The 26,312-nt window shown below is 73.8% G+C and carries 23 protein-coding genes; 14 read left to right on the forward strand and 9 right to left on the reverse strand.

The genetic code is table 11. The annotated features are described in order from the left end of the window. From ACZ6I1_RS00720 to ACZ6I1_RS00735, 4 genes are all read left to right on the forward strand, one after another. The gene (locus ACZ6I1_RS00720; RefSeq protein WP_469281607.1) at window positions 1–336 is read left to right on the forward strand and encodes a HypC/HybG/HupF family hydrogenase formation chaperone; all 336 of its coding nucleotides are present in this window, start codon (window positions 1–3) and stop codon (window positions 334–336) included. After that, the gene (gene hypD, locus ACZ6I1_RS00725) at window positions 333–1,469 is read left to right on the forward strand and encodes a hydrogenase formation protein HypD (protein ID WP_469281609.1); all 1,137 of its coding nucleotides are present in this window, start codon (window positions 333–335) and stop codon (window positions 1,467–1,469) included. Before ACZ6I1_RS00720 ends, hypD begins: the two co-directional genes overlap by 4 nt. 67 nt (window positions 1,470–1,536) lie before the next feature. Continuing rightward, window positions 1,537–2,526 carry a hydrogenase expression/formation protein HypE gene (gene hypE / locus ACZ6I1_RS00730; protein ID WP_469281997.1) on the forward strand — a complete coding sequence of 330 codons (990 nt, stop codon included), beginning with the start codon at window positions 1,537–1,539 and terminating at the stop codon, window positions 2,524–2,526. Window positions 2,527–2,606: 80 nt separating this feature from the next. Beyond that, entirely contained in the window at window positions 2,607–2,867 is a 261-nt protein-coding gene (locus ACZ6I1_RS00735) for a DUF6158 family protein (RefSeq protein WP_469281611.1), read from the forward strand. Between the two features lie 47 nt (window positions 2,868–2,914). Here the strand turns inward: ACZ6I1_RS00735 and ACZ6I1_RS00740 are convergent, their stop codons facing one another. Continuing rightward, the gene (locus ACZ6I1_RS00740; RefSeq protein WP_469281613.1) at window positions 2,915–3,415 is read right to left on the reverse strand and encodes a DUF6328 family protein; all 501 of its coding nucleotides are present in this window, start codon (window positions 3,413–3,415) and stop codon (window positions 2,915–2,917) included. A gap of 466 nt (window positions 3,416–3,881) precedes the next feature. Between ACZ6I1_RS00740 and ACZ6I1_RS00745 the strand changes: the two genes are divergently transcribed. Then, window positions 3,882–5,165 carry an MFS transporter gene (locus ACZ6I1_RS00745; protein ID WP_469281615.1) on the forward strand — a complete coding sequence of 428 codons (1,284 nt, stop codon included), beginning with the start codon at window positions 3,882–3,884 and terminating at the stop codon, window positions 5,163–5,165. Here ACZ6I1_RS00745 and ACZ6I1_RS00750 read toward each other — a convergent pair. Beyond that, window positions 5,128–6,531: a helix-turn-helix domain-containing protein gene (locus ACZ6I1_RS00750; protein ID WP_469281617.1), complete on the reverse strand. Its 1,404-nt coding sequence runs from the start codon at window positions 6,529–6,531 to the stop codon at window positions 5,128–5,130. The genes ACZ6I1_RS00745 and ACZ6I1_RS00750 overlap by 38 nt on opposite strands. Before the next feature lie 152 nt (window positions 6,532–6,683). On the opposite strand from ACZ6I1_RS00750, the gene ACZ6I1_RS00755 reads away from it, so the two are divergent. Then, a complete protein-coding gene (locus ACZ6I1_RS00755) occupies window positions 6,684–8,057 on the forward strand; it encodes a M64 family metallopeptidase (protein WP_469281621.1) in 1,374 nt (457 codons plus the stop codon). A gap of 17 nt (window positions 8,058–8,074) precedes the next feature. On the opposite strand, the gene ACZ6I1_RS00760 is transcribed toward ACZ6I1_RS00755, so the two are convergent. Beyond that, window positions 8,075–8,935 (reverse strand): DUF1206 domain-containing protein, encoded by an 861-nt coding sequence (locus ACZ6I1_RS00760; protein WP_469281622.1) that lies wholly within the window; start codon window positions 8,933–8,935, stop codon window positions 8,075–8,077. Window positions 8,936–8,944: 9 nt separating this feature from the next. Continuing rightward, window positions 8,945–9,601, reverse strand: coding sequence for a TetR/AcrR family transcriptional regulator (locus ACZ6I1_RS00765; RefSeq protein WP_469281624.1), 657 nt, complete (start codon window positions 9,599–9,601; stop codon window positions 8,945–8,947). A gap of 166 nt (window positions 9,602–9,767) precedes the next feature. Here ACZ6I1_RS00765 and ACZ6I1_RS00770 point away from each other — a divergent pair, with 166 nt between their 5' ends. Next, the gene (locus ACZ6I1_RS00770) at window positions 9,768–11,246 is read left to right on the forward strand and encodes an APC family permease (RefSeq protein WP_469281625.1); all 1,479 of its coding nucleotides are present in this window, start codon (window positions 9,768–9,770) and stop codon (window positions 11,244–11,246) included. Window positions 11,247–11,303: 57 nt separating this feature from the next. Beyond that, window positions 11,304–12,443, forward strand: a complete 1,140-nt coding sequence (locus tag ACZ6I1_RS00775) for an agmatine deiminase family protein (protein ID WP_469281626.1) — start codon at window positions 11,304–11,306, stop codon at window positions 12,441–12,443. Between the two features lie 74 nt (window positions 12,444–12,517). Here ACZ6I1_RS00775 and ACZ6I1_RS00780 read toward each other — a convergent pair whose 3' ends face one another. Then, window positions 12,518–12,706, reverse strand: coding sequence for a DUF6381 family protein (locus tag ACZ6I1_RS00780; protein ID WP_469281628.1), 189 nt, complete (start codon window positions 12,704–12,706; stop codon window positions 12,518–12,520). Window positions 12,707–12,873: 167 nt separating this feature from the next. On the opposite strand from ACZ6I1_RS00780, the gene ACZ6I1_RS00785 reads away from it, so the two are divergent. Further along, window positions 12,874–13,716, forward strand: a complete 843-nt coding sequence (locus ACZ6I1_RS00785) for a class II glutamine amidotransferase (RefSeq protein WP_469281998.1) — start codon at window positions 12,874–12,876, stop codon at window positions 13,714–13,716. A 47-nt stretch (window positions 13,717–13,763) separates the two neighbouring features. Here ACZ6I1_RS00785 and ACZ6I1_RS00790 read toward each other — a convergent pair whose 3' ends face one another. Next, window positions 13,764–14,510 carry a VOC family protein gene (locus ACZ6I1_RS00790; protein ID WP_469282000.1) on the reverse strand — a complete coding sequence of 249 codons (747 nt, stop codon included), beginning with the start codon at window positions 14,508–14,510 and terminating at the stop codon, window positions 13,764–13,766. Window positions 14,511–14,803: 293 nt separating this feature from the next. Between ACZ6I1_RS00790 and ACZ6I1_RS00795 the strand changes: the two genes are divergently transcribed. After that, window positions 14,804–15,790, forward strand: a complete 987-nt coding sequence (locus ACZ6I1_RS00795) for an isopenicillin N synthase family dioxygenase (RefSeq protein WP_469281630.1) — start codon at window positions 14,804–14,806, stop codon at window positions 15,788–15,790. 81 nt (window positions 15,791–15,871) lie between these two features. After that, window positions 15,872–17,083 (forward strand): alpha/beta hydrolase family protein, encoded by a 1,212-nt coding sequence (locus ACZ6I1_RS00800; protein WP_469281631.1) that lies wholly within the window; start codon window positions 15,872–15,874, stop codon window positions 17,081–17,083. Between the two features lie 42 nt (window positions 17,084–17,125). On the opposite strand, the gene ACZ6I1_RS00805 is transcribed toward ACZ6I1_RS00800, so the two are convergent. Beyond that, window positions 17,126–18,388: a sulfite oxidase gene (locus tag ACZ6I1_RS00805; protein WP_469281633.1), complete on the reverse strand. Its 1,263-nt coding sequence runs from the start codon at window positions 18,386–18,388 to the stop codon at window positions 17,126–17,128. 158 nt (window positions 18,389–18,546) lie between these two features. On the opposite strand from ACZ6I1_RS00805, the gene ACZ6I1_RS00810 reads away from it, so the two are divergent. Continuing rightward, a complete protein-coding gene (locus tag ACZ6I1_RS00810) occupies window positions 18,547–19,080 on the forward strand; it encodes a GNAT family N-acetyltransferase (RefSeq protein ID WP_469281635.1) in 534 nt (177 codons plus the stop codon). A 19-nt stretch (window positions 19,081–19,099) separates the two neighbouring features. Here the strand turns inward: ACZ6I1_RS00810 and ACZ6I1_RS00815 are convergent, their stop codons facing one another. Both ACZ6I1_RS00815 and ACZ6I1_RS00820 read right to left on the reverse strand, forming a co-directional pair. After that, complete coding sequence (locus ACZ6I1_RS00815; RefSeq protein ID WP_469281637.1) at window positions 19,100–19,381, reverse strand: hypothetical protein; 282 nt, start codon at window positions 19,379–19,381, stop codon at window positions 19,100–19,102. Further along, window positions 19,378–20,127, reverse strand: a complete 750-nt coding sequence (locus ACZ6I1_RS00820; protein ID WP_469281639.1) for an HNH endonuclease family protein — start codon at window positions 20,125–20,127, stop codon at window positions 19,378–19,380. Before ACZ6I1_RS00820 ends, ACZ6I1_RS00815 begins: the two co-directional genes overlap by 4 nt. A 200-nt stretch (window positions 20,128–20,327) precedes the next feature. On the opposite strand from ACZ6I1_RS00820, the gene ACZ6I1_RS00825 reads away from it, so the two are divergent. Together ACZ6I1_RS00825 and ACZ6I1_RS00830 are read left to right on the forward strand one after the other, a co-directional pair. Beyond that, a complete protein-coding gene (locus ACZ6I1_RS00825) occupies window positions 20,328–21,194 on the forward strand; it encodes a DUF4132 domain-containing protein (protein WP_469281641.1) in 867 nt (288 codons plus the stop codon). Continuing rightward, entirely contained in the window at window positions 21,191–26,158 is a 4,968-nt protein-coding gene (locus tag ACZ6I1_RS00830; protein WP_469281643.1) for a DNA-binding protein, read from the forward strand. Before ACZ6I1_RS00825 ends, ACZ6I1_RS00830 begins: the two co-directional genes overlap by 4 nt. Window positions 26,159–26,312: the final 154 nt, after the last annotated feature.

Raw genomic sequence — 26,312 nt, forward strand, 5'->3', positions numbered from 1 at the left:
ATGTGCCTGGCGGTACCCGGCCGAGTGCTCGACATCGGGGAGCGGGACGGCACCCGCATGGCGACCGTCGACTTCGGCGGCGTGCAGAAGGAGGTGTGCCTGGAGTACCTGCCGGACCTCCAGGTGGGCGAGTACGCCATCGTCCACGTGGGATTCGCCCTGCAGCGCCTGGACGAGGAGTCCGCCCGGCAGACCCTCGAACTCTTCGCGCAGCTCGGCATGTTGCAGGAGGAGTTCGGCGACCCGTGGGAACAGGCCGCGGCGGCGGGCGGCTCCCCGTGGCCCTTCACCGACGATCCGGACGAAGCCGCAGCGCAGGAGGAAGCCCGGAAGTGAAGTACATCGACGAGTTCCAGGACCCCGAGCTCGCCCGCAGGCTGCTCGACGACATCCATGCCACCGTGACCCGCCCCTGGGCGCTGATGGAGGTCTGCGGGGGTCAGACGCACACCATCATCCGGCACGGCATCGACCAACTCCTCCCCGAGCAAGTGGAGTTGATCCACGGACCGGGGTGCCCGGTGTGCGTCACCCCGCTGGAGGTCATCGACAAGGCCCTGGAGATCGCCTCCCGGCCGGACGTGATCTTCTGCTCCTTCGGCGACATGCTGCGCGTGCCGGGCACCGGCCGCGACCTCTTCCAGGTGCGCAGCGAGGGGGGAGACGTACGGGTGGTCTACTCCCCGCTCGACGCGCTGCGGATCGCGCAGCAGAACCCGGGGCGCGAGGTGGTGTTCTTCGGCATCGGCTTCGAGACCACGGCGCCGCCCAACGCCATGACGGTGTACCAGGCCAGGAAGCTGGGCATCCCGAACTTCAGCCTGCTGGTCTCGCACGTCCGCGTCCCCCCGGCCATCGAGGCGATCATGCGCTCCCCGAGCTGCCGGGTCCAGGGCTTCCTGGCGGCCGGGCACGTGTGCAGCGTGATGGGCGTGGGGGAGTACCCGGAACTGGCGGCCCGCCACCGGGTACCGATCGTCGTGACCGGTTTCGAGCCGCTGGACATCCTCGAAGGCGTGCGCCGGGCCGTACGGCAGCTGGAGCGCGGCGAGCACACCGTCGACAACGCCTACGCGCGCGCCGTGCGCCCGGAGGGCAACCCGGCCGCCCTCGCCATGCTCGAGGACGTCTTCGAGGTCACCGACCGTGCGTGGCGGGGCATCGGAGTCATCCCGGACAGCGGCTGGCGGCTGTCGTCCCGCTACCGGGAGTACGACGCGGAGCACCGCTTCTCGGTGACCGGCATCGCCACCCGGGAGCCCGCGGAGTGCCGCAGCGGTGAAGTCCTCCAGGGGCTGCTCAAGCCGCACGAGTGCGAGGCCTTCGGCACCCTGTGCACCCCGCGCAGCCCGCTCGGCGCCACGATGGTGTCCAGCGAGGGCGCGTGCGCCGCGTACTACCTCTACCGCCGGCTGGAACTCACTCCGGCCCGGACCGCCGTTTCGCCGGAGGCGAGCCCCGTTGCCTGAGACCGTACCCCTCGACATCGCCGGCTGGACCTGCCCGGCCCCCCTGCGCGACCGTCCCCGTGTGGTGATGGGCCACGGCGGGGGCGGCGCGCTCTCGGCCGAACTCGTCCAGCACCTCTTCGCCCCCGCCTTCGGCGGCGAGGCCCTGGCCCAGCTCGGGGACTCCGCCGCCCTCTCCCTGGGCGGTGTCCGGCTGGCCTTCTCGACCGACTCGTACGTCGTGCGTCCGCTGTTCTTCCCCGGGGGCGGCATCGGCGGCCTGGCGGTCAACGGCACGGTCAACGACCTGGCCATGAGCGGGGCCCGGGCCGCCTACCTCTCCTGCGGGTTCATCCTCGAGGAGGGCGTCGAGATGTCCGTCGTGGCGCGGGTGGCCGAGGATCTCGGGGCGGCCGCGCGCGCCGCCGGGGTGGAAGTGGCGACCGGCGACACCAAGGTCGTCGAGGCGGGCCACGGCGACGGCGTGTACGTGAACACCGCGGGCATCGGGCTGATCCCCGACGGGGTGGACCTGCGTCCCCAGCGGGTGGTCCCCGGCGACGTGGTGATCGTCAGCGGCGAGATCGGCCTGCACGGGGTGGCCATCCTGAGCGTCCGGGACGGCCTGGAGTTCGGCGTGGACATCCAGAGCGACTGCGCGGCCCTGGGCGGTCTCGTCCAGGCCATGCTCGCCGTCACCCCGGACCTCCACGTCCTGCGCGACCCCACCCGCGGCGGGCTGGCGGCCTCCCTCAACGAGATCGCGGCCGCCTCCGGGACCGGCGTCGTCATCCAGGAGGGCCGCGTGCCGGTCCCCGACGCCGTCGCGAACGCGTGCGCGATCCTCGGCCTCGACCCGCTGTACGTGGCCAACGAGGGCAAGCTGGTCGCCTTCGTCCCGCGGCAGCACGCGGACGCCGTCCTCGACGCCATGCGCGCCCACCCGCTGGGGCGCCGGGCGGCGGTGATCGGAGAAGCGGTCGCCGACCACCCCGGCATGGTCGTGGCCCGCACCGCCCTCGGCGGCACCCGGGTGGTCGACCTGCCCATCGGGGAGCAACTGCCGCGCATCTGCTGACGCGGGCCGGGCAGGAGATGATGGAAGCGGAGGGCCGCTTCTGCGAGGGCCGGACCGAGCGCGGAGGAGGTGTGCGTGCCATGACGGAGCACGACGGCGGTCCGTCGGCGCGGAATCTGGAGGAAGGCCGACTGCTCAAGGAGCTGGAGGCCATCCACCGCACGCGCCACGAGACCCTGCTGCACGGGTCGGACGACGCCCTGGTCACCCACACGCAGCGGATGAACGAGCTGGAGCACGAATACGTACGCCGCCACCCGCAGCGGGCCCAGACCGCCGGCCGCACCCGCTCGGGCGCCCGGGCCCGGACCGGCCCGGAGGCCGCGGAGGGCTCGGAGTAGCGGCTCGCCGGCGCGGGCCGGGCGGGCCCGAAGGCACGTGCCCGGGGTCAGTCCGTGTGCGTGTAGCGCGTGCGCGCCCACAGCGGAAGGGCGAACCAGCACAGCAGGTACCACCCCAGCACGCCCGCCACCAGCCACGGCACGAAGGCGTTGTGCGTGGCCACCCGCAGCACCAGGAAGAGCGCGGCGGTGAGGGTGGCCAGCAGCAGGACGATCCCCGCGAAGGTGAGCCGTGAGGCCCAGACGACGGCCTGCGGCTTGATCCGGCGGCCCGAGACGATGCGGTGGAAGGCGACCGGGCCGATGAGCGCGCCGGTCGCCAGGGACCCCAGGACGACGGTCACGATGTAGAGGGTCTTGTCCGTCTGGGGCAGCCCCTGGAAGTGCGGGGTGAACACGACGGTCAGCAGGAAGCCGAAGAGGATCTGCACGCCCGTCTGGGCGACCCTGATCTCCTGTACCAGCTCCTGCCACCGCCGGTCCGCGCGTTCTTCCTCGCTCTCGTTCCGGCCGTCACCCCGTTCGGCGTCGCCGCCCTCTTCCCGCATGCCGTCTCCCGGTGAGTGTCACGTCACTTCTGGGCCTGCTCGTCCATGGTCCTCCCACGGTAGCGAAGGGCACGCGCGGCGGCAGAGTGGGGCATGCTTGCCTCGGATGAGACGTATTTGTATCATTCGAGGCGAAGGGGGCTCACCGTGGCTGCGCCCGAGCTGCCCCCGTACGGATCTGGCGGAGACCCGCCCGCTCCACCCGTGCACAGCCCCGAACGGAACCTCATGCACCCCGCCGCGCCCGACGCCCGCCGGTGGATCGTCCTGGCGATCCTCTCCGGCAGCCTCCTGCTGATCTCCATGGACACCACGATCCTCAACGTGGCCTTCCCCTCGCTGGTCGGCGACCTCCGGCCCGGCGCCGTCCAGCAACTGTGGATCATCGACGTCTACGCGCTCGCGCTGTCCGGGCTGCTGGTCACGGCGGGCGCGCTCGGCGACCGCTGGGGGCAAGCGGCTGCTCATGGCGGGCTTCGGGATCTTCTCGCTGGCCTCGCTCATCGCCGTCTTCTCCACCGAGGCCTGGCACGTCATCGCCGCCCGCGCCCTCCTCGGCGTGGGCGGCGCGGCCATCATGCCCTCCACCCTGTCGATCCTGCGCAGCGTCTTCACCGACGCCAAGGAGCGCGCCTTCGCCCTCGCCGTCTGGGCGGCCGTCTTCGGCGGCGGCATGGCCTTCGGCCCGGTCATCGGCGGGCTGCTCGTCCAGGACTACGGCTGGCACTCCGCCTTCCTCCTCAACCTGCCCGTCGCCGCCCTCATCGTCGCGGCAGGCCTGCGCTACCTCCCCGAGTCCCGCGCCCCGCGCAGCACCGGCGCCTGGGACTGGTGGGGCGTCGGCCAGTCCATCGTCGGCATGCTCGCGCTCGCGGGCGGCATCAAGCAGCTCGGCAAGAGCGGCGTCACCGACCCGATGCCGTGGGCCCTGCTGGCCGTGGCCGCCATCGCACTGACCGTTTTCGTACGCCGCCAGCTGCGCCGGGACAACCCGCTGCTCCAGGTACGGCTGTTCGCGAAACCGGCCTTCAGCGTCGCGGCGACCGCGATCTTCCTGCCCATGGTGGGCATGGGCGCGATCCTCTTCCTCGTCACCCAGTGGTTCCAGTACGGCCAGGGCTACACCCCGCTCGAGGCCGGCCTGCGCCTGCTGCCGGCCCCGCTCGCGCTGATCTGCGCCTCGATGGTGACCCCCGCCCTGATGCACCGCTTCGCGATCCGGCACGTGCTGGGCGCCGGCCTGGTCGTCCTGGCGGCCGGCATGGCCCTGCCGTGGACCCTCCAGCAGTTCACCGGCCTCGGCTACCCGGCCTTCGCGGCCGCCCTGACCGTCATGGGCCTCGGCGCCGGCACCGCCACGACGGTCGCCTCGGTCACGCTGATCTCCGCGGCGCCCGCCGACGAGGTCTCCAGCGCCGCCGCCATCGAGGAGACCTGCTACGAACTGGGCTCGGCCATGGGCGTGGCCGTCCTCGGCTCCACCGCGGCCGCCCTCTACCGGGGCAACCTGCCCGCCTTGGACCTGGACGGCCCCAGCGCCGCCGCGGTCCGGGACTCCGTGGGCGAGGCCGCGCACATCGCCGAACGGCTCGGCGGCACCGTCGGCCAGGCCCTGGCCGACGCCGCCGCGCACGCCTACACCCTCGCGATCACCCCGGCGTTCCTCATGGCCGGCGGCCTCGCGATCGCCGCGGCGGCCACCTCCTGGGCGCTCATTCCGCGCGATCTCCAGCCCACCGAGAACCACTGATCCGGGCCGGCCCGAAAGACACGGCCCAGCCGGCCGCGGACGAGGGCGCGCCGGGCGCCGGGCCCAGGGTGGTGGTGCCCGGCGCCGCCCGGTGCCCCAGGCCCGTGCGGTACGCGTCCATGGCCGCCTCGGTCCGGCCCGTCCGGCGCAGCAGATCGCCCAGCATCCGGCACAGGTCCGCGAGGTCGCCGGTGGCGCCGCTGCGCTCCAGCAGCGCCAGCGCCTGCACGTAGTGCTCCTCCGCGGTCTCCGGCTCGCCCCGCTCCTCGGCCATCAGGCCGAGGAGCCGGTGCGCGCCTCCCGCGTGCACCGCGCCATGGCTGTCGCCCAGGTCCAGCAGCGCCGAGAGCAGCTCCGCGGCCTCCTCGTACCGGCCGAGCCGGCGCAGTACGTCGGCCAGCTCCACCTCCACCTGAGCCGTGTACAAGGCTGCGCGGCGGGCCGCCAGCATCTCCCGGGCCGTCCGCAACTCCCGCTCCGCAGCCTCGAGTTCGCCGTTCTGCGCCTGTACGTACCCGCGCATCCAGTGGCAGTGCGCCAGGTCGGTCCGCAGCCGCAGCTGCCCGTAGATCGCCTGCGCCTTGGCGAGCGAGGCGTCGGCGTCGGCCACCCGGCCCTCGGCCAGGAAGGTCCGGGCCACCTGCCGGTGCATCCCCGCCACCAGCGCCGGATCGCTGACCTGGGGGGCCAGCGCGAGGGCGAGTTCCGCCGCGTGGGCGGCGCGGGCGTGTGCGCCCATGTCGATGTACGGCCCGATCACGGCGGCGTACAGCAGGACCAGCGCCTCGGGATCGGCCAGCCCGCTCGCGCCCAGCTCGTCGATGGTCGATTCCAGCAGGTAGCAGGCGTAGCGCAGCTCTCCTGCGAGCAGATGGGCCACGGCGCGGCCGCGGATGGGGCGGGCCCGGCGGGGGAGCGGCTCATCGGCCAGCAGGCGCTCGGCCGCCTCGAAGCGGCTGATCGCATGGTCGAGTTCCCCGGCCTCCAGGGCGCAGTCGCCCAGTCCGAGCAGCGCTTCCGCCTGCTCGGGGACCAGCGCGAGCTCCTCCGCCTCGTCGAGCAGCCGCCGGTAGCGCACGGCGGCCTCGTCGGCCGCGCCGGTGGCGAGCGTCTGCTGCGCGTCGGCCAGGGCCAGGCGCAGCTCGGTGGCCAGGTGGGCGGGGCGGCCGGTGGCCAGCTCCTCGTACGAGGTGCCCAGGCGCCCGGCGAGGAAGCGCAGCGCGGTCTCGGAGGGGCGGACCCGGCCCGACTCCAGCGTGGAGATGTACGCGGGGGTATAGCTGGGCTCCGCCAACTGTCTCTGGGTCAAGCCGAGTTCGGTGCGCATCCGCTGAACCCTGCTGCCGATCCGGGCCGGTTCGTCCATGGAATCCCCCTGGTTGCTCGAACTCCCCAGTATTCAGGGGGACCAGGCCATTGCGCACTCCCCGCGCGCCACCTAGTTTAAGCAACCGATTCAGCAGGCTTATCTCCTTGCTTAACTTCCGTGCTCGACTTCCTTTCCAGGGGGAGGACTTCATGCGTCCAGTCAGAAGCCGGGCCGGCGGTCCGGTGCTGCGGGCCGCCCTCGCGGCGGCCTGCGCGGCCGCCGTGCTGGTGGCGGCCGCACCGGCGGGGGCGGCCGACGCGCCGCCGGAGGCCACAGTGGGGGCGGAGGCGGGGGTGGAGGTCGAGATACCGGGGCCGGAGCACGGCGGCGACGCCGGATCCGGCCACATCCGGGTACCGGCCACCGGAGCCCGGGCGAAGACCCCGGGCGGGCTGTCCCCGGCCGAGCGGGCCGCCGACGGCGAGGTCGTCAAGATGATCGACAACGGGCCCACCGCCGACCGCCTCGACGTCGTCGTCATCGGTGACGGCTACACCTCCGCCGAGCTGGAGCGCTTCCGTTCCGACGCCCGCCTGAAATGGGACGAGGTGACGGCCGTCGAGCCGTACACCACCTACCGGAACCTGTTCAACGTGTGGACGGTCGACGCCGTCTCCCGGGAGTCCGGAGTCTCCGGCGACCCCACCCCGGCCACCGTCCGCGACACCGCCCTCGGCTCGTACTTCTGGTGCGAGGAGATCGAGCGGCTGCTCTGCGTGGACCAGCCCAAGGTCGACGCGTACGTGGCGAAGGCGCCGGAGGCCGACCTGGTCATCGTCCTCGCCAACAGCGCCAAGTACGGCGGCGCGGGCTACAACGAGCCCAGCCCCACCCTCGGTTACGAGGGGATATCGACGGCCTCGGCGGGCCACTCGAAGTCCGGTCAGGTGGCCATCCACGAGACCGGCCACTCGCTCGGCAAGCTCGCCGACGAGTACTTCTACTCCGGCGTCCCGGAGTACGAGAAGTACACCGGCCCCGAGCCCGCCGAGTCCAACAGCTCCGCCCTGCCCGAGGACCGGATGGCCACCCAGCGGGCCAAGTGGTACCGCTGGCTCGGCGAGCCCTCACCGGACGGCGGCACGGTCGGCGCGTACGAGGGCGGCGGCTACTTCACCACCGGGCTGTACCGGCCCACGGACAACTCGCTCATGCGGGTGCTGGGCAAGCCGTTCAACCTGCCCGGTGTCGAGGCGATGATCGGCGGATTCCACCGGCACGCGAAGACCGTCACCCCGCTGACGCCGACCGACCGCACCCTGCGGATGCGCGACACGGCGGCGGCGGCCGTGCCGCGGCTGGCCGGAGCGGACGGGCGCCAGCTGGTGGTCAAGTGGTACCTCGACGGCAGGGAGCTGAAGCGTTTCGAGGGCCGGACCGAAGTGGCGGTGGCGGACCTGTGGCTCTTCGACTTCCGCCCGCACCGCCTCAAGGTCACGGCGGAGGACCGCACGGCCTCGGTGCGCGACCCCGGGATCGCCCGTACCCTGCGCTCCTCGGCGGAGTGGACGGTCCGGCTCTGACGTGCGGCGCCGGGTCCTCAGACCCGGCGCCAGACGGCCATCGCCCAGGAGAACAGCCCGAACAGCACGAGCCCGGCGGCGATCAGGACCAGGAGCCACGGTCCCGCCGGGGTCTGGGTGAAGGCGCGGAGGGTGTCGTCGACGCCCTTCGCCTCCGCCGGGTCGTAGCGCAGCGCCGCGTACACGACGAAGGCGCCCGCCGCGGCGAAGACGGCGCCGCGGGCGACGCCGCCGGTGACGCCGAGGAACTCGACCGCCTTGCGGGCCCCTGCGGACATCCGTTCCACGGCCAGGTCCTTGCAGAACGTGCGCATGGCCGCCCGTACGGCGATCACGCCGCCCCCGACGAGGATCGCCGCGCCGGCCGCGCCGACCCACCACGGGCCGCCCGGCAGCTCCATCGCCCGGGCCGTCATGTCGCGCGACTGCTCGTCGCTGGACGGGCCCCCGCCGGACCCGGCGGCGAAGGACAGCACCGAGAAGGCGACGACCCCGTAGAACACCGCCCGGGCCGCCGATGCCAGCCGCTTGCCCGCCTTGCCGCCGTCCGGGCCCGCGGCACCGAACACCGCCTCGGACAGCCGCCACAGCATCATGCACACCAGGCCGATGCCGACCGCCCAGACGAGGAAGCCGCCGAAGGGCTGTTCTGTCAGCGCCTCGAGCGCGCCCTTGCGGTCCGCCTCCCGGCCGCTGTCGCCCAACGCCACACGGAGGGCGAGCACACCGAGGAGCACGTACAGCACGCCGCGTGCCGCCAGTCCGCACCGGGCCAGGACCTCGCGGCCCGTGCCGCCCGGGGCCGCGGTCCGCGCCCCCTCGCGCCGTACCCCTGCGCCTGCGCCTGCGCCCGTGCCTGTGCTGTCGCCGCTGGTCATGCCACGCGGCTACCCGCGGCCGGCCGCTCCATGCCCACGGGCCGGGCCCGCGGCGATCCCGTCGAGGACGAGGCCGAGGCCCAGCTCGAACCCGCGGTCGTCGAGCTCGGCCAGGCCCGCGCCGGTGGCCGCGGCACCGGTGAGGGAGTCGGCGAGGGCCGGGTAGGCGGGGCGGTAGTCGCCCGCCGCGCGGGTGAAGCCCGCGGTGAAGGTCTCCAGTGCGGAGCCCAGGACCAGGTAGTCGATGGCGGCGGCGGCCTCGGCCGCCCGCGCCGGGGTGCAGCCCGCCCGGATCAGGGCGCCGAGCAGTGCGTCGTAGCCGCGCAGGGCGCGGTCCGCCTCGACCCTGCGCCGGGCGGCCGGGGCGATGGCGTTCGGATGGCGCAGGTACACGCGGCGGTAGCCGCGCGCGTACGCGGCGATCCCCTCGCGCCAGTCGGGCCCGTCGAGCGGGCTCAGGTCGATCTCCTCGTTGATCAGTTCCGAGACCGCGTCGAGGACGTCCTCCTTGGACGCGACGTGGTGGTAGAGGGATGCCCCTTTGACCCCGAGGCGGTCGGCGAGCGTGCGCATCTTGAGGGCCTGCGGGCCCTCCTCGTCGAGGAGTTCGAGGGCCGCGCGGGCGATGTTCCCCCGGCTGAGCAGCGGCTGGTTCGGTCGGCCCACGTGTGATCCCCCTCGTTCCCGGCGGCCAGGTTACCCGTTGGCAGGGTCTTCCCAAGGGGTTCGAGCCGGGTTAAGGTCCCCGCATTCCCGATACCTAACAACGTTAGATTTAACGTTCGGGACGCGCCGGGCGCCCCGGCGCGTCCTCCCCCTCTGAGAGGTGCGCATGACAGACCTTGCCCCCGCACGCCCTGAAACGGACGGCGTCGGCGACGCCGACGCCGCCCGGCTGACCGATCTGGGCTACACCCAGGAGCTGAGCCGCAGCCTCGGCATCCTCGGGAACATCGCGATGGGCTTCGCCGTCGTCTCGCCCGTCGTCGCCCTGTACGCGGTCTCGATGGTCGGCACGATGATCGGCGGGCCCGCCTGGGTCTGGGCGCTGCCGATCGTGCTCCTGGGCCAGTGCCTGGTGGTGAACGTCTACTCCGAGCTGGCCTCGCAGTGGCCGCTGGCCGGCGGCCCGTACCAGTGGGGCCGGCGGCTGCTCGGCCCCTCCTTCGGCTGGATGAGCGGCTGGGTGTGGCAGTTCGCCGTGATGTTCGGCAACACCACCGTCGCCTACCTGGCCGCCCCCTGGGTCTTCGCCCTCGTCGGCGCCACGCCCACACCGGGGTCCATGGTCGCGGTGGCCGCCGGGATCCTGATCGCGTGCATGCTGGTCAACGCGTACGGGATCAGGATCCTGAGCTGGTTCGTCTCACTGGGCATCGCCGCGGAGGCCATCGCCTCCGTGCTGGTCGGCTTCGCCCTGCTGCTGTTCTTCCGTGAACACGGGTTCGCGCTGTTCACCGAGACCCTGGGCGCCGAAGAGCTCTCCGGCGGGTCGACCGCGATGGCCTTCCTCGCCGTGCTGGCCGTCGCCGGCTGGGGCTTCATCGGCTTCGACGCCTGCGTCTCGACCGCGGAGGAGACCAAGGACGCCGGCCGGCAGGTACCGCGCGCCATGTGGTGGGCCCTGCTCAGCGTCGGGCTCGTGGTCATCCTCAACGCGATGGCGGTCGCCCTCGCCCACCCCGCGCCGCAGGCCGTCGTCGCCGGGGAGGACCTGGACCCGGTGACCACCGCCGTCGTCACCGCGTTCGGTTCGTGGTCCGACAAGCCCTTCGTGGCCGTCGTCCTGGTCGGGTTCCTCGCCTGCGCCATGGCCTCCCAGGGCGGGGCCGCGCGCGGGGTGTACTCCCTCGCCCGCGACGGGGTGTTCCCCTTCTCCCGCCAGGTGCGCCGGGTCAACCGCCGGCAGGCACCGATCGGCGGGCTCGTCGCCTCGACCCTCGTCAGCTGCACCGGCCTGCTGCTCGGGCTGAACGCCACGGCGATCGGCAGCCTCATCGCCTTCGGCACCGCAGCCACGTTCCTGCCGTTCTTCCTGGTCACCCTGGCCGCACTCATCGCCCGGCTGCGCGGCAGCTGGGTGCCCTCCGGTCATATCCGGCTGGGACGCAAGGGCACCTTGCTGAACGTGCTGGCCGTGCTGTGGACCGCCTTCGAAGTCGTCAACGTGTGCTGGCCGCGCGCCATCCTGGCTCCGCCCGGAGCCCCTTGGTACCAGGTCTGGGCGGGCTTGCTGGGCACCGGCGCGGTGATCACGGCGGGGCTGGTCTACCTGTTGGTCAAGAAGCCGCAGAACGCACTGCGGTCCTGACTCCCGGCCCCGCCCCTCCTCCCTCTCTCAACCCCCTCCCACAGAAGGAGTAGTGACATGGACCTGCCACGCATGACGCGGCGCGGCTTCGGCGCCGCCGCCCTCTCGGCCGCCGTCCTCCCCCTGCTCGGCAGCCCCGCCTTCGCCGCCCGCCCCCTTCCCGAGGCCACGCGCTCGGCCTCCGGCGACCCCCTCCACGCACCGGCCGAATGGGAGCCGCACGCCGGCTGTGTGATGGCCTGGCCCTGGGACCGGACCATCGGCTGGGGCGGCCAGCTCCCCGACGTCCAGGCCGAGATCGCCGGCATCGCCAGGGCCGTCGCCCGCTTCGAACCGGTGCTCATGGTCGCCGAGCCGGGCACGGCGCAGCAGGCGCGCGACCTGTGCGGGAGCTCGGTGACGGTCATCGAGTACCCCGTCAACGACTGCTGGACCCGGGACACCGGACCGGTCTTCGCGGTGAACCAGGAGCGCACCCACCGGACCGGCCTCGACTTCGCCTTCAACGGATGGGGCGAGAAGTTCCCCTACGACAAGGACGACCTGCTGCCCGTCGGCGTGTGCGCACATCTGGGCCTGCCCCGCACCCCCGTCGGCATGGTCCTCGAAGGCGGCTCCGTCCTCACCGACGGGCAGGGCACCCTCGTCACCACCGAGGAATGCCTGCTGCACCCCAACCGGAACCCCGGCATGACCCGGGCGCAGATCGAGGCCGCGCTGCTCGCCTCGTACGGAGCGAGCAAGGTCATCTGGCTCCCGTACGGACTCCACCACGACGACATCACCAACGGGCACGTGGATCTCGTCGCCGCCTACCTGGGCCCGGCCCGGCTCCTGCTCCACACCCAGCCCGACCCCGGCCACCCCAACCACGCCCGGATGGCGGCCAACAAGGCGGTCCTCGACGCCGCGACCGATGCCCGCGGGCGCCCCTTCCAGGTGGTGGAGATGCACCACCAGCCGCAGTTCCGCCACGGCGGGCGCACCGTGGAGACCTTCAGCTACACGAACTACTACCCGACCGCGGGCAGCGTCGTCGTACCCACCGCGGGCGAACCGGCGGACGCCCCCGCCCTCGCGCAGTTCGCCGCGCTCTTCCCCGGCCGCGAGGTGGTCGCCGCCCCGGCGCGCGTCCTCGCCTGGGGCGGCGGCGGAGTCCACTGCGTCACCCAGCACGTCCCGGCCGGCTCCTCCTGACGGCGCACGGCCGGTGGCCGCCGCGACGGGGAGCGCGGCAGCCACCGGCCGGGCTGCGGAGAACGGCGGAACCGCTACATGGGATCCATGCCCCGGTCGTCCATGCGGCCCTCCTGGTCGCTCTGCTCCTGGAGGCGGCGTGCCTTGTCGCGCAGCCGCTGCCGCTCGTCGGGGTCCTGCGAGCGGTCGGCCGCATCCATCAATTCCTGGGCCTTCGCGCGCATCTGCTGGGACCGGCCGCGGGACTCGCCTGAAACGCTCATGATCGCTCCTTGATCAGTGGGGGAAGAGCGGGCGGAACCAGCGAAGCAGCCGCACTGCGCGCCCGCATCTCGAACCGTCACCGAGCGTGACCCGTCCGGACGTCCGGGCGCGCCGCACCCCGCCGACGGGCTTAGGCTCGGACCAGGCGGAGAAGGGGATGGTGTTCATGTGTCGCTGGCTCGCCTACTCCGGTTCACCGCTGCTGCTCGACGCGGTGCTCTACCGTCCTGAGCACTCCCTGATCAACCAGAGCCTGAACGCGCGGATGGGCGTCGAATCGACCAACGGGGACGGGTTCGGCATCGGCTGGTACAGCGCCGACGGCAGCGGTGACGGCACCCCCGCCGTCTTCAAGGACATCGCACCGGCCTGGAACAACCGCAACCTGCGGGAGCTGGCCGGGCACGTCCGCTCGCCGCTGTTCTTCGCGCACGTCCGCGCCTCCACCGGATCCGCGATCCAGCAGACCAACTGCCACCCCTTCCGGCACGGGCGGTGGCTGTGGATGCACAACGGGGCCATCGCCGACTTCCGGCGGCTGCAGCGGGACCTCTGCATGGCCGTGGACCCGGCCCTCTTCCCGTGCATCGAGGGGTCCACCGACTCCGAGGTGATGTTCTACCTGGCCGTCACCTACGGCCTCGACCAGGACGTGCCCGGCGCCGTCGCCCGGATGGTCGGCCTGGTCGAGCGGCTCGGCAAGGAGCACGGTGTCAACGACCCGCTCCAGATGACCGTCGCGGTGAGCGACGGCGAGCGCCTGTGGGCGTTCCGCTACTCCAGCCAGGGCCGGTCAAGGACGCTGTTCTACAGCAGCGCGGCCGAGACCGTGCGCCACCTCCACCCCGAGCTGCCCTTCCTCGCGGAGGTGTCCGACGCGACCCGGCTGGTGGTCTCCGAGCCCCTGGGCTACCTGCCCGGCGTGTGGAACGAACTGCCGGAAGCCAGCTACACGGTGGTCCCCGCCGCCCCCGGCGAGGATTACCTGCCCTTCGTCCCCGAACTCTAGGACTGCGGTCGGGCGGAAATCCTCCCGTCCGCAGGACCAGACACCCCCTAGCCCATGTCCGCCGCCAGCGCGGTCGTCAGGGTGAAGAGGGCCCCGTCCGGATCGCGCAGCGCCACCCACCGCTCCGTGGCGTTCGACGTGATGTCCGAGACGGTACGCCCTCCCAGCGCCACGGCGGCCTCGATCGCCGGCCGCAGCCGCGGGACGCGGAAGTGGACGTGCCAGCGCGGCCGGGTGTGCGAGGAGTAGGAAGCCAGCTCCACGGGGCCGCTGTTGAGACGCGCGACGGGCTCGCCGCCCTGCCTCAGGACGACCTGGTCCTCCTCGTACGACACCTCGCAGCAGCCGATGCGGCCGGTGGCCCACTCCAGCACCCCGCCGTAGAAGATCGCCGCGTCGAAGGCGTTCCTGGTCCGCAGCTCCAGCCAGGCCGGCGCCCGCCCCCGGCCCACCCGCCAGTGGGCGGAGACGGCGCCCTGCCAGATGCCGAAGACGGCCCCGTCGGGGTCGGCGACCAGCGCCGCACGGCCACCGGTGGCGAAGGAGACCGGCCCGACCGCGATGGTGCCGCTGCGCTCCCGGATGCGGTCCACCGCGGCGTCGGCGTCGTCGACGGCGAAGTACGGGGTCCAGGCCACCGCGACCCCCAGATCGGAGGCGAGCGCTCCGATGCCCGCCACCGGCACGTGGTCCAGTTCGGCGACCGAGAACGCCTCGCCGAGACGGGCCCGCCGGAAGGTCCAGCCCGCGACCGCACCGTAGAAGTGCTGCGCCGTTTCGAGGTCGCGGGCCATCAGGCTCACCCAGCAGGGGGCTCCGAAGACCTCTTTCGTCGAAATCTCCACCGCTCGCTCCGCCCTTCGTGAACCCCCGGCCGGTCCCGCCGTCCACCGTCCACAGGCCACCCTCCACCGGCCACATCTCACCGTCCCACCGTCCCATTCTGGTCCTTTCCGGGAGGAACCTCTCGACCGGCGGGCGTCGATGCCGTCAGCACGCCGTCACTACCCGTGAGCGGCGGGCGGCGATAACCTCGGAAGCCCGTGGTCCGGACACCACCCGTGCAGGCTCGGAAGGCAGGTCTCCCATGGCGAGCTCCCAAGTCCCGGTCATCGATCTCGAGCCGTGGCGGTCGGGTGGTCCCGGCGCCCGGGCGCGTACGGCGGCCCGCGTCGACGAGGCCCTGCGGGCCGCCGGATTCCTGCTGGTGACCGGACACGGTGTGGATCCGGCCCTGCCCGCCCGGATCCGGGCGGCCGCGCGCGAGTTCTTCCTGCTGCCGGCCCCCGCCAAGGCGCCGTACGCGGTGCCGGTCGGCGGTCGCGGATGGCTCGGCCCCGGCGCGGAGGCCAACAGCTACGCGGAGGGGAAGGCCTCGCCGCCCGACCTGAAGGAGTCGTGGTCCTGGGCGGCGGAGGACCCCACCGGCGTGCCCGCCGTGGACGCCGAGTGGTTCCGGCCCAATGCGTGGCCCGCGGAGGTGCCCTCGCTGCGCCCGCTGGTCACCGAGTACCTGAGCCTCATGCGGGCCCTCTCCGACGACCTGCTGCGGCTGCTGGCCACCGCACTCGGCCTCGACGAGGACCACTTCACCCGCCACACCTCGCATCCCACCTGGGGGTTCAACGTCAACTGGTACCCGGGCGCCGAGCTCGTCGGACCGCCGCTGCCCGGTCAGTTCCGCATCGGGGCCCACACCGACTTCGGTACGGTCACGGTCCTGGACCGCCAGCAGGGCGCGGGCGGGCTCCAGATCCACACCGACGCCGAGGGCTGGCAGGACGCCCCGTACGACCCGGCCGCGCTGACCGTCAACATCGGCGACCTGATGGCCCGTTGGACCGGTGACCGCTGGCGCGCGGGCCGCCACCGCGTCCTGCCGCCGCCTGCCGACGCACCCGCCGAGGAACTGATCTCGCTCGTCTACTTCTACGAATGCGACCCGCACACCCGCGTGGAATCCCTGCCCGCGCCCCTCGGGCGCGTGGTGCACGACCCGGTCGACTCCCACGCGTACCTGCGGGAGAAGCTCCGGGCCATCAGCGTCGGCGACGGGAGTGCGACTTCAGGGTGATCCGGAGCCCGTCCCGGGTGGGAGGGCGCATCCTCCTGTGAGGTGACGATCCGACCGGCGGCGCTCAGTAGCTTCGAGGGCATGAACCGACGCCGAACGGCCTCCGCCGCCGCCTTATTCGCCCTCGTCCTGCCGCTCCCGCTCGCCGCCGCCGGCACGTCATCCGCGGCCGCCGGCGCCCCGTCCGCGGTCGCCAGTGCCCCGTCCGCGGTCACCGGTGCTCCGTCCGCGGCGGGCGAGAGCCACCGTACGGCGGTGGAACTCCCGCGCCCCACCGGCCGCTTCTCCGTCGGGCAGGAGACGCTGCACCTCGTGGACCGCAGCCGAACGGATCCGTGGGCACCGTCGGGGCCGCGCGAGCTGATGGTCACCATGCGCTATCCGGCGCGGGCCGGGACCGGCGGTCCCGTCCGGTACCTCACGAGCGAGGAGGCCCGGCTGCTGATCGCCGACCGGGGGCTGGAGCAGGCGATCCCGGTCGAGACCCTGGCCGGCACGGCCGCGTACTCCCGGTCCCACGCCCGGCCCCTCGCCGGGCGGTACCCGCTGATCGTCCTCTCCCCGGGCTTCACCGTCCACCGCTCCACCCTCACCGCGCTCGCCGAGGACCTCGCCTCCCGCGGATACGTCGTCGCCTCGGTCGACCACGCGTACGAGAGCGTGGGCACCGCCTTCCCCGGCGGGCGCGTCCTGGAGTGCCTGGCCTGCGACAAGGTCGAAGCGGGCACCCCCATGCGGGCCGTCAGCGACAACCGGGCCCGCGACGTGTCCTTCCTCCTGGACCGGCTCGGCGGACCCCGCCCCGCCTGGCGCCACGCCGGCCTCATCGACCAGAGCCGCATCGCCATGGCGGGCCACTCCATCGGCGGCGCCTCGGCACTCGCGGCGATGGCGACCGACCCGAGGGTCCGTGCCGGGATCAACATGGACGGCGGGCACGCGACACCGGCCCCCGGGGCCGGGCTCGGCGGGCGCCCCTTCATGCTGCTCGGCGCGCAGAACCGCGGACCCGGGGGCAGCCCGACCTGGGAACGCGACTGGCCCGCGTTCGACGGCTGGAAGCGCTGGATCACCTTCGCGGACTCCGGCCACTTCACCTTCAGCGACTTCCCGGCGATCGCCGACCAGCTGGGCCTGCCCGACCCCGAGGCTCCGCTGCCCGGCGCCCGCTCGGTCGAGCTGACCCGGCGCTACGTCGGCGCCTTCTTCGACCAGCACCTCAAGGGTGTGCCCCAGCCCCTCCTGGACGGTCCGTCCCCCGAGACGCCGGAGGCCCGCTTCCACACCCCATGAGCTCCCTGCGCTCCTGGAGCTCCCTGAACGGCCGCCTGCGGCTCAGACCACCGTCACCGGGTGCCGCACCACCGCGTCGAACAGATAGCCCTGCGTGTTGTGGGGGCTCGTCGCGGGCTGCGTACGCCCGGTGGCGTCGGTCGCCCGGGCCAGCAGTGCGGTGGCGCCCGTGGCCCGCGGGGTCCACGGCAGAGACCACCGCACCCAGCTGCCCCGGCGCGGCGCGTCGTGCAGCCGGGCCCGCTGCCAGTGGACACCGCCGTCGGTGCTGACCTCCACCCGCTCCACGGGGGCGGCGCCCGACCAGGAACGCCCCGTCAGCAGCCGCGTCCGGTGCACGGGGAGGGTGGCCCCCAGCTCGAGCTCGAAGGCGCTCTTGAGGGTCTGCCGGTCCAGCGGGGCCCCCTGCGCCCCGTATCCGGGTCCGAACAGCCGGTACGTGTCGGTGTTCCACGGCGAGTACAGCGGCGCTGCGCTGACCTCGATGTCCCCGACCCATTTGATCGAGGAGATCCCGATCCAATCGGGTACGACGAGGCGGACCGGGCCGCCGTGGTCGGGCGGCAGCGGCTCCCCGTTCATCTCGTAGGCGAGCAGGACGTCGTCCAGCGCCTTCGAGACGGGCAGGGGGCGCCGCACCCGCCCCAGGTTCACCCCGCCCGTGACCACCTCGTCGTCCAGCCCCCGGGGCAGGACGTCCACGGCGCCGGGCGTCACTCCCGCCAGCCGCAGTACGTCCGAGAGCCGTGCGCCGCGCCAGCGGGCGACACCGATCGCGCCCAGGGTCCAGGGGGTGCCGCTGACCGGCTCGCCCTGCTGCGTGGCGTAGAAGCTGCGGCCGTTGCCGGCGCACTCGATGAACAGCGTCCGCCGGACCGCCGGCAGGTCGCGCAGCCGGTCGTACGAGAACTCCACCGGCGCGCCCGCCAGGCCGTCGCCCCACACCGTGAGCCTCCAGTCGTCCGCAGCGATCCGCGGGGTGGAGGTGTGGTTGCGTACGAAGAACCGGTCGACGGGGGTGAGCGGTCCGGTCCCGCGCAGCGCGGCGAAGTTCGTCTCCGCGTTGGTGCCCCGGATCGTGAACAGCTCGGGCGGCAGCGGTTTGACGGTACCGGGCACCGCCTGCGGTGCGGCGGCGGCCGCCGTGCCCGCCGCTCCCAGGCCCACCGCCCCGGCCGCCGCCCCCGCGGCGAATAGCCTGAGCAGGTCGCGGCGGTCCACTCCGGCGGAGCGGGCCCGGCCGTCCGCCCACTGGCGCAGGCGGGTCCGGTCGTACTGGCTCTCGTCCGACAGGTCGAGCGGCATGCGGGGACACTCCTTATGGGTCGTGGTTCCCACGGACCGTAGGGGCCCGCGGTGAGCCGCCGGAAGCTACCCGCCGTCATGGCCACGAACCCGCGACACGGACGCAATGGCCGGGACCCGATTACCGCTGGCCAGCAGTGTTCGGCAGGATGGGCCGCATGACCGAGATCATGACCCCCCGCCTCATCCTGCGCCGCTGGACCGACGACGACCTCGTCCCCCTCTCCGAGATCAACGGGGATCCGGAGGTGATGCGCTGGATCGGCGACGGATCGGTCCGTGACCTGGAGGAGACCGCCGAGGACATCGAGCGCTGGGAGGAGGAGTGGGACGAGGAGGGCTTCGGCCTCTTCGCCGTCGAGCTCCTCGGATCCGGCGAGCTCATCGGCGTCGTCGGCCTCTCGGTGCCCGAGTACCTGCCCGAGGTGCTCCCGGCCGTCGAGATCAGCTGGCGCCTCGGCCGCCAGTTCTGGGGTCAGGGCTATGCCTCCGAGGCGGCCCACGCGACCTTGGAGTTCGCCCTCCAGGACCGGGGCCTGGACAAGGTGGTCGCCGTCAACCGGGTCGGCAACGAAGAGTCCGAGAACGTGATCCGCAAGCTGGGCATGGTCGCGGAGCGGGACACCACGCACCCCGAGTACGGCCACCTCCTGCGGATCCACGCCATCGACCTCACCGAGTACGAGGCCTGAGAGCGGATCAGGCCGCGGATCAGGCCGGCGCGCTGCCCGGGGCCCGGGCCGCGTGCCCCGCGCCGACGGCGGCGAGGGCCGCCGCGTGCAGGGCCGCGGGGTCGCCGTGGTGGGGCCGGGGGCTGCCGGTGAGCGTGTACCACTCGTCGGCGTCCTTGTACTGGATGTCGAACCGGGCCAGGCCCCCGGCCACCGCCGTGGTGCGCAGGGTGAGAGGGCCGGTGATGACGCCGACCTCGTCGGTCATCGCGCCGCCCGGTCCGGCGAGCACCTCGTCCTGCCACTGCTGTGCGCCGGTCATGACGCGCAGGTGTCCAGCATGGTCGTGAGCATCTTCTTCTCCGGTTCGGTGACGGTCAGTCCGTAGGCGGATTTGACGATGGTCCAGGCCCGCCCGTAAAGGCACCAGCTGGACTTGTCCGGCGGCTGCCACAGGTCGGGGCTCTGGTCGCCCTTCGACCGGTTCGAGGCGGCGGTCACGGCGAGCAGCTGGGGGTTGGCCAGGTCGTTGGCGAAGGCCTTGCGCTGGGCGGCGTCCCAGCCTGCCGCGCCGGAGCGCCAGCCCTCGGCCAGGGGCACCATGTGGTCGATGTCCATCTTCGCCGCGTCGGTGACGGCCACCCCGTCGTAGAGGCTCCTCCACGAGCCGGACACGGCCCGGCATTCGGCGTCCCGCTTCACGTCGGTGCCGTCCCGCCCGAGGACGACCTCACGGGTGTCGCACTTGTCGCCCTGCTGCGCCCAGTGCGTGAACTTCTCCCGGCTGTACCCGGCCATGGTGCCGACCGGTGCCACCTTCAGCGCGGCCAACTGCGTCCGGGCCACGGCCGCGGTGACCATACCGGGCAGTACGTCCCCGCCGGCGGGCTTGCCGTCCGGGCCGGGCGGCACGGCGCGGGTGGCCGAAGGCCCGGGTTCCGCGCCCGTACCCGCGCCCTTGTCCGCGCCCGTACCCGCGCCCGGCGCGGCCGGGGCCGAGCAGCCGGCCAGGACCAGCAGCAGCGAAGCCGCCAGCACCGCACCCGGCACGCGTATCTGACGAACCATGGACCCCACCCCAAACCGACTCCGCGTCAACGTCCCCTGAACACTACCCAGAACCGGACAAAGAACCGATCGTCCACCCTCCGGCGGGCGTTGTCAGTGCCGCTCGCTAGTCTCCCCGCATACCGCAGCTCAAGGGGGGTTCCACCCCCCCTGTCCGGGCTGCGCGGACAGGGCCGGCACAGGCGGAGGGACACGGGCTGATGGCATGGGTGGCAGCGGGCGAGGGGTACGAGATCTCCCTCGTGGAAGGGCGGGTGGCGGCGCGGTCCGTCACGGGCCGCTCCGCGGGACGGCAGTTGAAGACCCTGCCCAAGGCGCTGAAGGACCATCCGGAGGTGGACCGGCTGCGCCGCCTCGCCGAATGGCTCGACCGGCACGCGGCGGCGTGCGTCGCGCAGGTCGACACCTGGATGGTGTCCTCGCTGCCCGTGCCGACCGAGCTGCTCGCCCGGGTCTGGCCGGACGAGGCCTGGCAGAGCGCCCTGCGCGACCTGGCCGTCGTCGGTGACGACCCGGACGAGGTGGGCTTCCTGCGGGACGCCACCGCGTCCGGTGAGCTGAAGGTGGTCAACCTCGACGGCGAGACCGTACGGCTCTCCCCGCGCACGGTGACCCTGCCGCACCCCGTGCTCCTGCCCGACCTGGACGACGTACGGGACTTCGCGGCCGAACTGGGCATCGTGCAGCGGGTCGAGCAGATCCACCGGGCCACCTGGCAGAAGCCCGACGCGCTCGCCGCCACCGCCACCGAGGTGAAGGACTACGCGGGCGGGGTCTTCCCCACCCGGTTCAGCCTCGCCGCGCGGGCGGCCGGCCTCGGCTACCGGGTCTCCGGCGGCTACGCCACCTGCAAGGTGCGCGACACCGGCCGGGCCGCGGAGGCGGCGGTGTGGATCGGCGAGCCCTACTACGACGCGGAAACCACCACCGGCGCACTGACCTGGCACGACGGAGAAGGCCGGGTGGTGCGCCTGACCGAGGTCGGACCGGTGGCCTGGTCCGAGGGGATGCGGATGGCCGCGGCACTGTACGCCGGGCGCAAGATCGAGGAGGGCGGGGACGCATGAGCACCACGGCCGGCAACACCAACACCAACACCCACAGTGACACCAACACCCACACCACGGGGAAGGACGGCGCGTCCGTGAGCGAGGCCGAACTGCTGCTCAGGGCCGGTGCGGTACTGCCGCACGGCACCCCCGACGCGGGCCCCACCGCCGTCGACCTGACGGCCCGCTCCTACCGGCATCCCGCCCTCGGCGACGACCGCGTCGTCGTCCGGCTCGCCGCCGCCGAGCTGGGCGCGGCCGAGGACCTCGCCGCCGGGTTCCTGGGCCTCGTACCCGAAGAGGCCGAGCCGCCCGTCGTCGGCCTCGGCCACCGGCAGTCGCTCGGTTTCCCCGAATGGGTCCTCGTCCACCACCCCGAGGACGGCCACCACGCCCTCGCCGTCGTACCCGAACTCGACCGCATCACCCGCCAGGCCAAGACCAAGCCCAAGGCCGCCCTCGACGCCTGCACGGAACTCGCCGGCCGGCTCGCCGCGTCCGTCCCGCACTTCCTGCCGGTCTTCCTCGAGCAGGCCGCCCGGACCTTCCTGGCCGTCGAGAACACCACCTACGCCGCCCAGCTGTTCGGCCGCGCCCGCACCGCCGAGGCCCAGCACGGCCTGCGCGTCGACGAGGACCGCCTCGACGCCGTCTTCCTCGAATTCGCCCTGGCCGGCGCCCTCCCGGTGAAGGTCCTCACCGGCTACGGCAAGGAGCTCGCCGTCCGCGTCAGCCCCGCCGAGGCCTACCGGCGCTTCCGCCGCCTGTGCGTCCGCCGCACCGCCGGCGGGCTGCCGCCCTCCGCGCAGGCCGCCGGCGAACTGCGCCGCCTCGCCCGCGCCGCGGGCCTGCCCGGCACCGAGCCCGAGCAGGACTACCTCGCCGAACTGCTGCCGCTGCCCGCCACCCTGCGCGCCCCCGTCGGCTGGTGGAAGGCCCACCGCGGCGCCCTCGTCGCGCTCGCCCGCCGCGTCCCCTCCGTCCGCGGCACGCTCCTCGGGCTGACCCCGCCCGGCGGCGACAGCGTCGAACTCAGCGGCCTGTGGCTGGACGTCCTGGAGGAATCCGGCGCCACCGCCGGGCTCGCATCCGAGGACCTGCCCGCCGACCAGCGCTGCGCCGACGGCACCGCCGGCTGGCTGGAGCGCTTCCACGCGGCCCGCCACACCGGCTGGGGCCCGCGCCCCACGCCGCCCGTGCTCCTCGACCTCGTCGAGCGCTGCGCGCGGCAGCTGCGCGCCGAACTCGCCCGGCCCGGCCGCGAAGCGGGCCTGCGGGTCGGTGTCCACGACGCCGACTTCCTCGACCTGCTGCTCACCCTGGACATCCCGGTCGCCGACCCCGACGCCGAGCACGGCACGTACCGCAACGCCCGGCTCAACCTGGAGGACTGGGCCCGCGCCGACCAGCGCCGCGACCTGCTCGCCCTCGCCGCCGACCAGCGTTTCCACCCCGCCTTCCACCGTGCGCTGAACAGCCTCGGCGACGGTTCCCACGACATCATCCGGCGCGTCGCAGCCGCGCCCGGCGGCCGCCCCGTGCTCACCGAGTGGGTGCGCGGCGTCGCCCGCGCCTCCACCGCCGCCGGGCTGCCCGGCGTGCCCGACGCCATCCGGCGCCTGACCTGGCTGCCGGTCGAAGCCCTCGCACTCGCCCCCGAGGAGGTGGCCGAAGCGGCCGCCGCCGACCTCGCCGAAACCCTCGCCCGCACCCTGCGCGGCGGCCTCTTCGAGGAGCTGGCCTGGCCCTCCTGGGAGAACGCCGTGGCCGAACTGGCACCCGCCCAGGACCGGCGCGGCCTGACCGTCGTCGAGGCCTGGCCCTTCCTGATCGTCGCCAACGCCACCCAGGTCCGGGTCATCGACGCCGACTCGACCGTCCTCACGCACGACCTGCGGGTCCCCACCGGCAACCAGTACCGCTACGGCTTCCACTACGTCGACGGCGAGTTGCTCGTCTTCTGGCACTCCTGGAGCACCAACGAGACACACGGCTACTGGCACACCTCGCCCGGCGCCGTGCTCACCCTGGACTCCGACCGCCCGCACTGGCAGCTGCGCTCCGAACACCTCAGCCTGCCGCTCCCGGACGGCGGCCGCGCCACCGGCGGCGGCATCCTGCACCGCGGCGACACGAAGCTGCCGGCCGAGCGGGCGTTGCTGTCCGACGGCACCTCGTACTGGGTGTGGCAGCAGCGCGACACGGCCACCGAGCGGGGCTGGCGCGAATACCAGCCCGCCACGGGCGACCTCGGCCGGTTCTCCGTGCCCGGCTTCCTCGCCGACACCCCGGCCGGGCACGGGGTGCACGGCAACTCCGCCGGGTACTCCTGCTGGCTGCGACCCGCGCCCACCGTGCCGGGTTCGGTACTGGGCGCACCGGTCGACGGCCTGCTCGGCTGGCGCGCCACCCGCGTCCTCGGCCAGGGCTGGCGGGGGGCCGACACCGGCGGGCGCACCGTCACCGTCCCCGAAGGCGGCACCATGCCGCTCGCGGCGCTCACCTTCCCCGGCGACGACCGCCCGCGCACCCTGTCGAACCGCTACCGCGAACTGAGCATCGGCGACCCCGACGGGGTGATCACCGCCACGTCGCGCGACGACGAGCGCCGGGTCCCGTTCGCGACCGGCAGCGTGAACCTGCCCCCGCTATCCCACTGGTACGCGCTGCGCCCCCGCGACCCCGAGGGTTCGGCCGCGCTGCGCACCGCCGACCGGGAAACCGTCGCCGCCCTGCTGAAGTCGGCCGCCGCCGCGGAGAAGGCCGACGACCTGCCCGCACTGGTGGCCGCGGCCCTGCCCCGGGTCACCGCCCCCGAGCTGATCGGCGGGATCATCGAGGTCCTGCGCTTCACCCTCGTGCAGCAGAAGGCCCTCGACGGGGTCGCCGCCCGGCTCCGTCCCGACGCGGAAGCCGCCGAGGCCGAGCCCGAGGGCCCCGCCGACCAGCTGATCGCCCGGGCGCTGAACGGACTCGCCGGCACCGGCTACTACCACTGGGCCGCCGAAAGCGACGTGGCCCACCGCTTCCTGCGCCAGATCGCCGCCGCCCGCAGCGACGGCGCGGCGGCCGCGGTACCGGGCAGGCTGCACTTCGACGTGCCCGAACTGCCCTACTCCGGGCTGCCCTGGACCCCGCTGATCGACCAGCCCGCCGCCGTCGCCTACCGGGCGGCCGCCGCCGGGACCACCGACGAGGAGCGCGCCGCCCTCGTCACCCTGCTCCGCGGGATCGACGCGCTGGGACTGGCCTCCGCCGAAGGCTCCGCACCCCACTGGCGCCGGGTCGTGGTCCACCTCGACCAGCGCCACCTGCGCACGCCCGACGGAGCCGACCGGAACACGAACCGGCGCGCCGTGCTCCCGCTCGGCGGCGGAGCCGTCCTCGCCACGACCGAGCACAGCGAATCCGTCCCCGACGGCCACGAGTTCGGCGCCCTGCTCCACGATCCCACCGGCCGCTTCACCGTCCCGGGGCCCTACACCCTGCGCGGCGACGCCCCGCTGGGCGACCCCCGGCGCGGCCCGGACTGGCTGGCCCGCTTCCTCACCGAGGCCGACGACCGGGGCCCCGCGCCCTTCTTCCCCGAAGCCGCCGAGGAGTTCGCCCGCCTGACCGGAGTCTCCGGCGCCCTGGCACGGCTGGTCATCGCGGGCATGCCCGCCGTGGAGAGCTGGGGGAACAGCTTCCTGCCCGCCGACCTGCGCACCCTCCTCGGCATCAAGGCCACCGACGGGGCGCACGCCCGCGACGAGCTCAAGAGCCTCGACGTCGTGGTCCGGCGGGCCGTCGTCGCCGCGCTGCTGCCCGCCGACCCCGCACTCCTGTGGACCGAGGGCCCCGACGCGGCCGCCGCCGCCGAGGTGTGGAACCAGCGCGTCGGCCGCCGCACGCCGGTGCCCGACTGGCTGCTCACCGAAGCCTCGCGGGCACTGCGCACCGGGTGGGCCGTGCCCCGCGCCCTGTCCGCGATCCTCGACCCGGCCCTCTCCCCGGAGCTGTCCGCCGACGTGGCCTGGACGGTACGCGGCGACCACGCGGAGCCCCGCGAGCCGGCCAACCGCCCGTTCACCTCGGCCGTCCTGACCGCCGCCATGGCCACGATGGCCTGGCTCGCCCACCGGCTGCCCGCCGGCGACCCCGTACGAGCGGCCCTGCCGCCCGCGCTGACGGCCGTACGGCAGCGGCTCGCCGCCCCCGAACTCCTGCTCGACAGCGGGCACTACACCGACCTCGCCGACTTCCGGAAGGCGGCCGGCACACCCACCGAGACCGGTGAGGGCTTCGAGCGGTACGGCGCGGTGGTCATGGCCACCCAGGACAACCGGCCCCGGTCCGCGCTGCGCCCGGCGCTGCTGGACTCCACCGGATCCGACCCGTACCTGGCCGTCCTGCGCGGTGACGACCGGCAGCCCAACGCGGTCGAGACCGCCCTGCGGGCCGCTCACGACCCGCGTTTCGCCGCCCTGCTCGCCGACCCGGGCGCCCCGGCGGCGGGCGCCGTCGACAAGGACGGCACCTGGTGGCCGCAGGACCCCGGCCGGTCGGTCCCCGAGCTGGTGGCGGAGGCCGCCGACGCGTACGGACTCGGCGCGGACGCGGCGGTCCTGTACCTCATGCTGCTCGCCATGCCCGACCCCACCGACCGCAACACGGCGCGCTGGACCGGCTGGAAGCCCGCCAGGCTGAAGGCCGCCCGCGCCGAACTGGCCGCGACCGACCTGGTGGTGTCGGCCGGCCGGAGCCGGGCCGGACGCTCGCTCTTCCTGCCGGGCGGGTGGGCGGACATGGCCTCCCCGGTGCTGCCGGTCGAGCAGTGGAAGCTCCCGATGTACGGCGCCGCCCTGCGGGGGCCGCTGGTGCCGGCCGAACCGGCCGCGGACCTCTACCGCCGGGCCTGGCAGCGGGTCCGCGAGGGCGACGTCCCGCGCTTCGAGGAACTCAAGGTGAAGCGCACGCGCGGCCGCGCCCGCCGGCCATGACACCCCGCTGAACCCGGCGCGGCGCGTCCCCCCGCCCCTGCGTTCGCTCGCGCTCCCACCCGCGCGCTCGCGTCCGCCGGGGGCGCGGGCCGCGCCGCGCCCCCTGAACCCGCCCCCGGCCCCTGATCCCGGCCGCGCCCTGACCCCGCCCCTG

This window comes from Streptomyces sp. NPDC046303, from assembly GCF_055588085.1.

Coding starts and splice junctions, on each gene's coding strand:
- ACZ6I1_RS00720 (WP_469281607.1), top strand. CDS start 1: ATGTGCCTGGCGGTACCCGGCCGAGTGCTCGACATCGGGGAGCGGGAC.
- hypE (WP_469281997.1), top strand. CDS start 1,537: ATGGGCCACGGCGGGGGCGGCGCGCTCTCGGCCGAACTCGTCCAGCAC.
- ACZ6I1_RS00735 (WP_469281611.1), top strand. CDS start 2,607: ATGACGGAGCACGACGGCGGTCCGTCGGCGCGGAATCTGGAGGAAGGC.
- ACZ6I1_RS00740 (WP_469281613.1), bottom strand. CDS start 3,415: ATGCGGGAAGAGGGCGGCGACGCCGAACGGGGTGACGGCCGGAACGAG.
- ACZ6I1_RS00745 (WP_469281615.1), top strand. CDS start 3,882: ATGGCGGGCTTCGGGATCTTCTCGCTGGCCTCGCTCATCGCCGTCTTC.
- ACZ6I1_RS00750 (WP_469281617.1), bottom strand. CDS start 6,531: ATGGACGAACCGGCCCGGATCGGCAGCAGGGTTCAGCGGATGCGCACC.
- ACZ6I1_RS00755 (WP_469281621.1), top strand. CDS start 6,684: ATGCGTCCAGTCAGAAGCCGGGCCGGCGGTCCGGTGCTGCGGGCCGCC.
- ACZ6I1_RS00760 (WP_469281622.1), bottom strand. CDS start 8,935: ATGACCAGCGGCGACAGCACAGGCACGGGCGCAGGCGCAGGCGCAGGG.
- ACZ6I1_RS00770 (WP_469281625.1), top strand. CDS start 9,768: ATGACAGACCTTGCCCCCGCACGCCCTGAAACGGACGGCGTCGGCGAC.
- ACZ6I1_RS00775 (WP_469281626.1), top strand. CDS start 11,304: ATGGACCTGCCACGCATGACGCGGCGCGGCTTCGGCGCCGCCGCCCTC.
- ACZ6I1_RS00780 (WP_469281628.1), bottom strand. CDS start 12,706: ATGAGCGTTTCAGGCGAGTCCCGCGGCCGGTCCCAGCAGATGCGCGCG.
- ACZ6I1_RS00785 (WP_469281998.1), top strand. CDS start 12,874: ATGTGTCGCTGGCTCGCCTACTCCGGTTCACCGCTGCTGCTCGACGCG.
- ACZ6I1_RS00790 (WP_469282000.1), bottom strand. CDS start 14,510: ATGGCCCGCGACCTCGAAACGGCGCAGCACTTCTACGGTGCGGTCGCG.
- ACZ6I1_RS00795 (WP_469281630.1), top strand. CDS start 14,804: ATGGCGAGCTCCCAAGTCCCGGTCATCGATCTCGAGCCGTGGCGGTCG.
- ACZ6I1_RS00800 (WP_469281631.1), top strand. CDS start 15,872: ATGAACCGACGCCGAACGGCCTCCGCCGCCGCCTTATTCGCCCTCGTC.
- ACZ6I1_RS00805 (WP_469281633.1), bottom strand. CDS start 18,388: ATGCCGCTCGACCTGTCGGACGAGAGCCAGTACGACCGGACCCGCCTG.
- ACZ6I1_RS00810 (WP_469281635.1), top strand. CDS start 18,547: ATGACCGAGATCATGACCCCCCGCCTCATCCTGCGCCGCTGGACCGAC.
- ACZ6I1_RS00815 (WP_469281637.1), bottom strand. CDS start 19,381: ATGACCGGCGCACAGCAGTGGCAGGACGAGGTGCTCGCCGGACCGGGC.
- ACZ6I1_RS00820 (WP_469281639.1), bottom strand. CDS start 20,127: ATGGTTCGTCAGATACGCGTGCCGGGTGCGGTGCTGGCGGCTTCGCTG.
- ACZ6I1_RS00825 (WP_469281641.1), top strand. CDS start 20,328: ATGGCATGGGTGGCAGCGGGCGAGGGGTACGAGATCTCCCTCGTGGAA.
- ACZ6I1_RS00830 (WP_469281643.1), top strand. CDS start 21,191: ATGAGCACCACGGCCGGCAACACCAACACCAACACCCACAGTGACACC.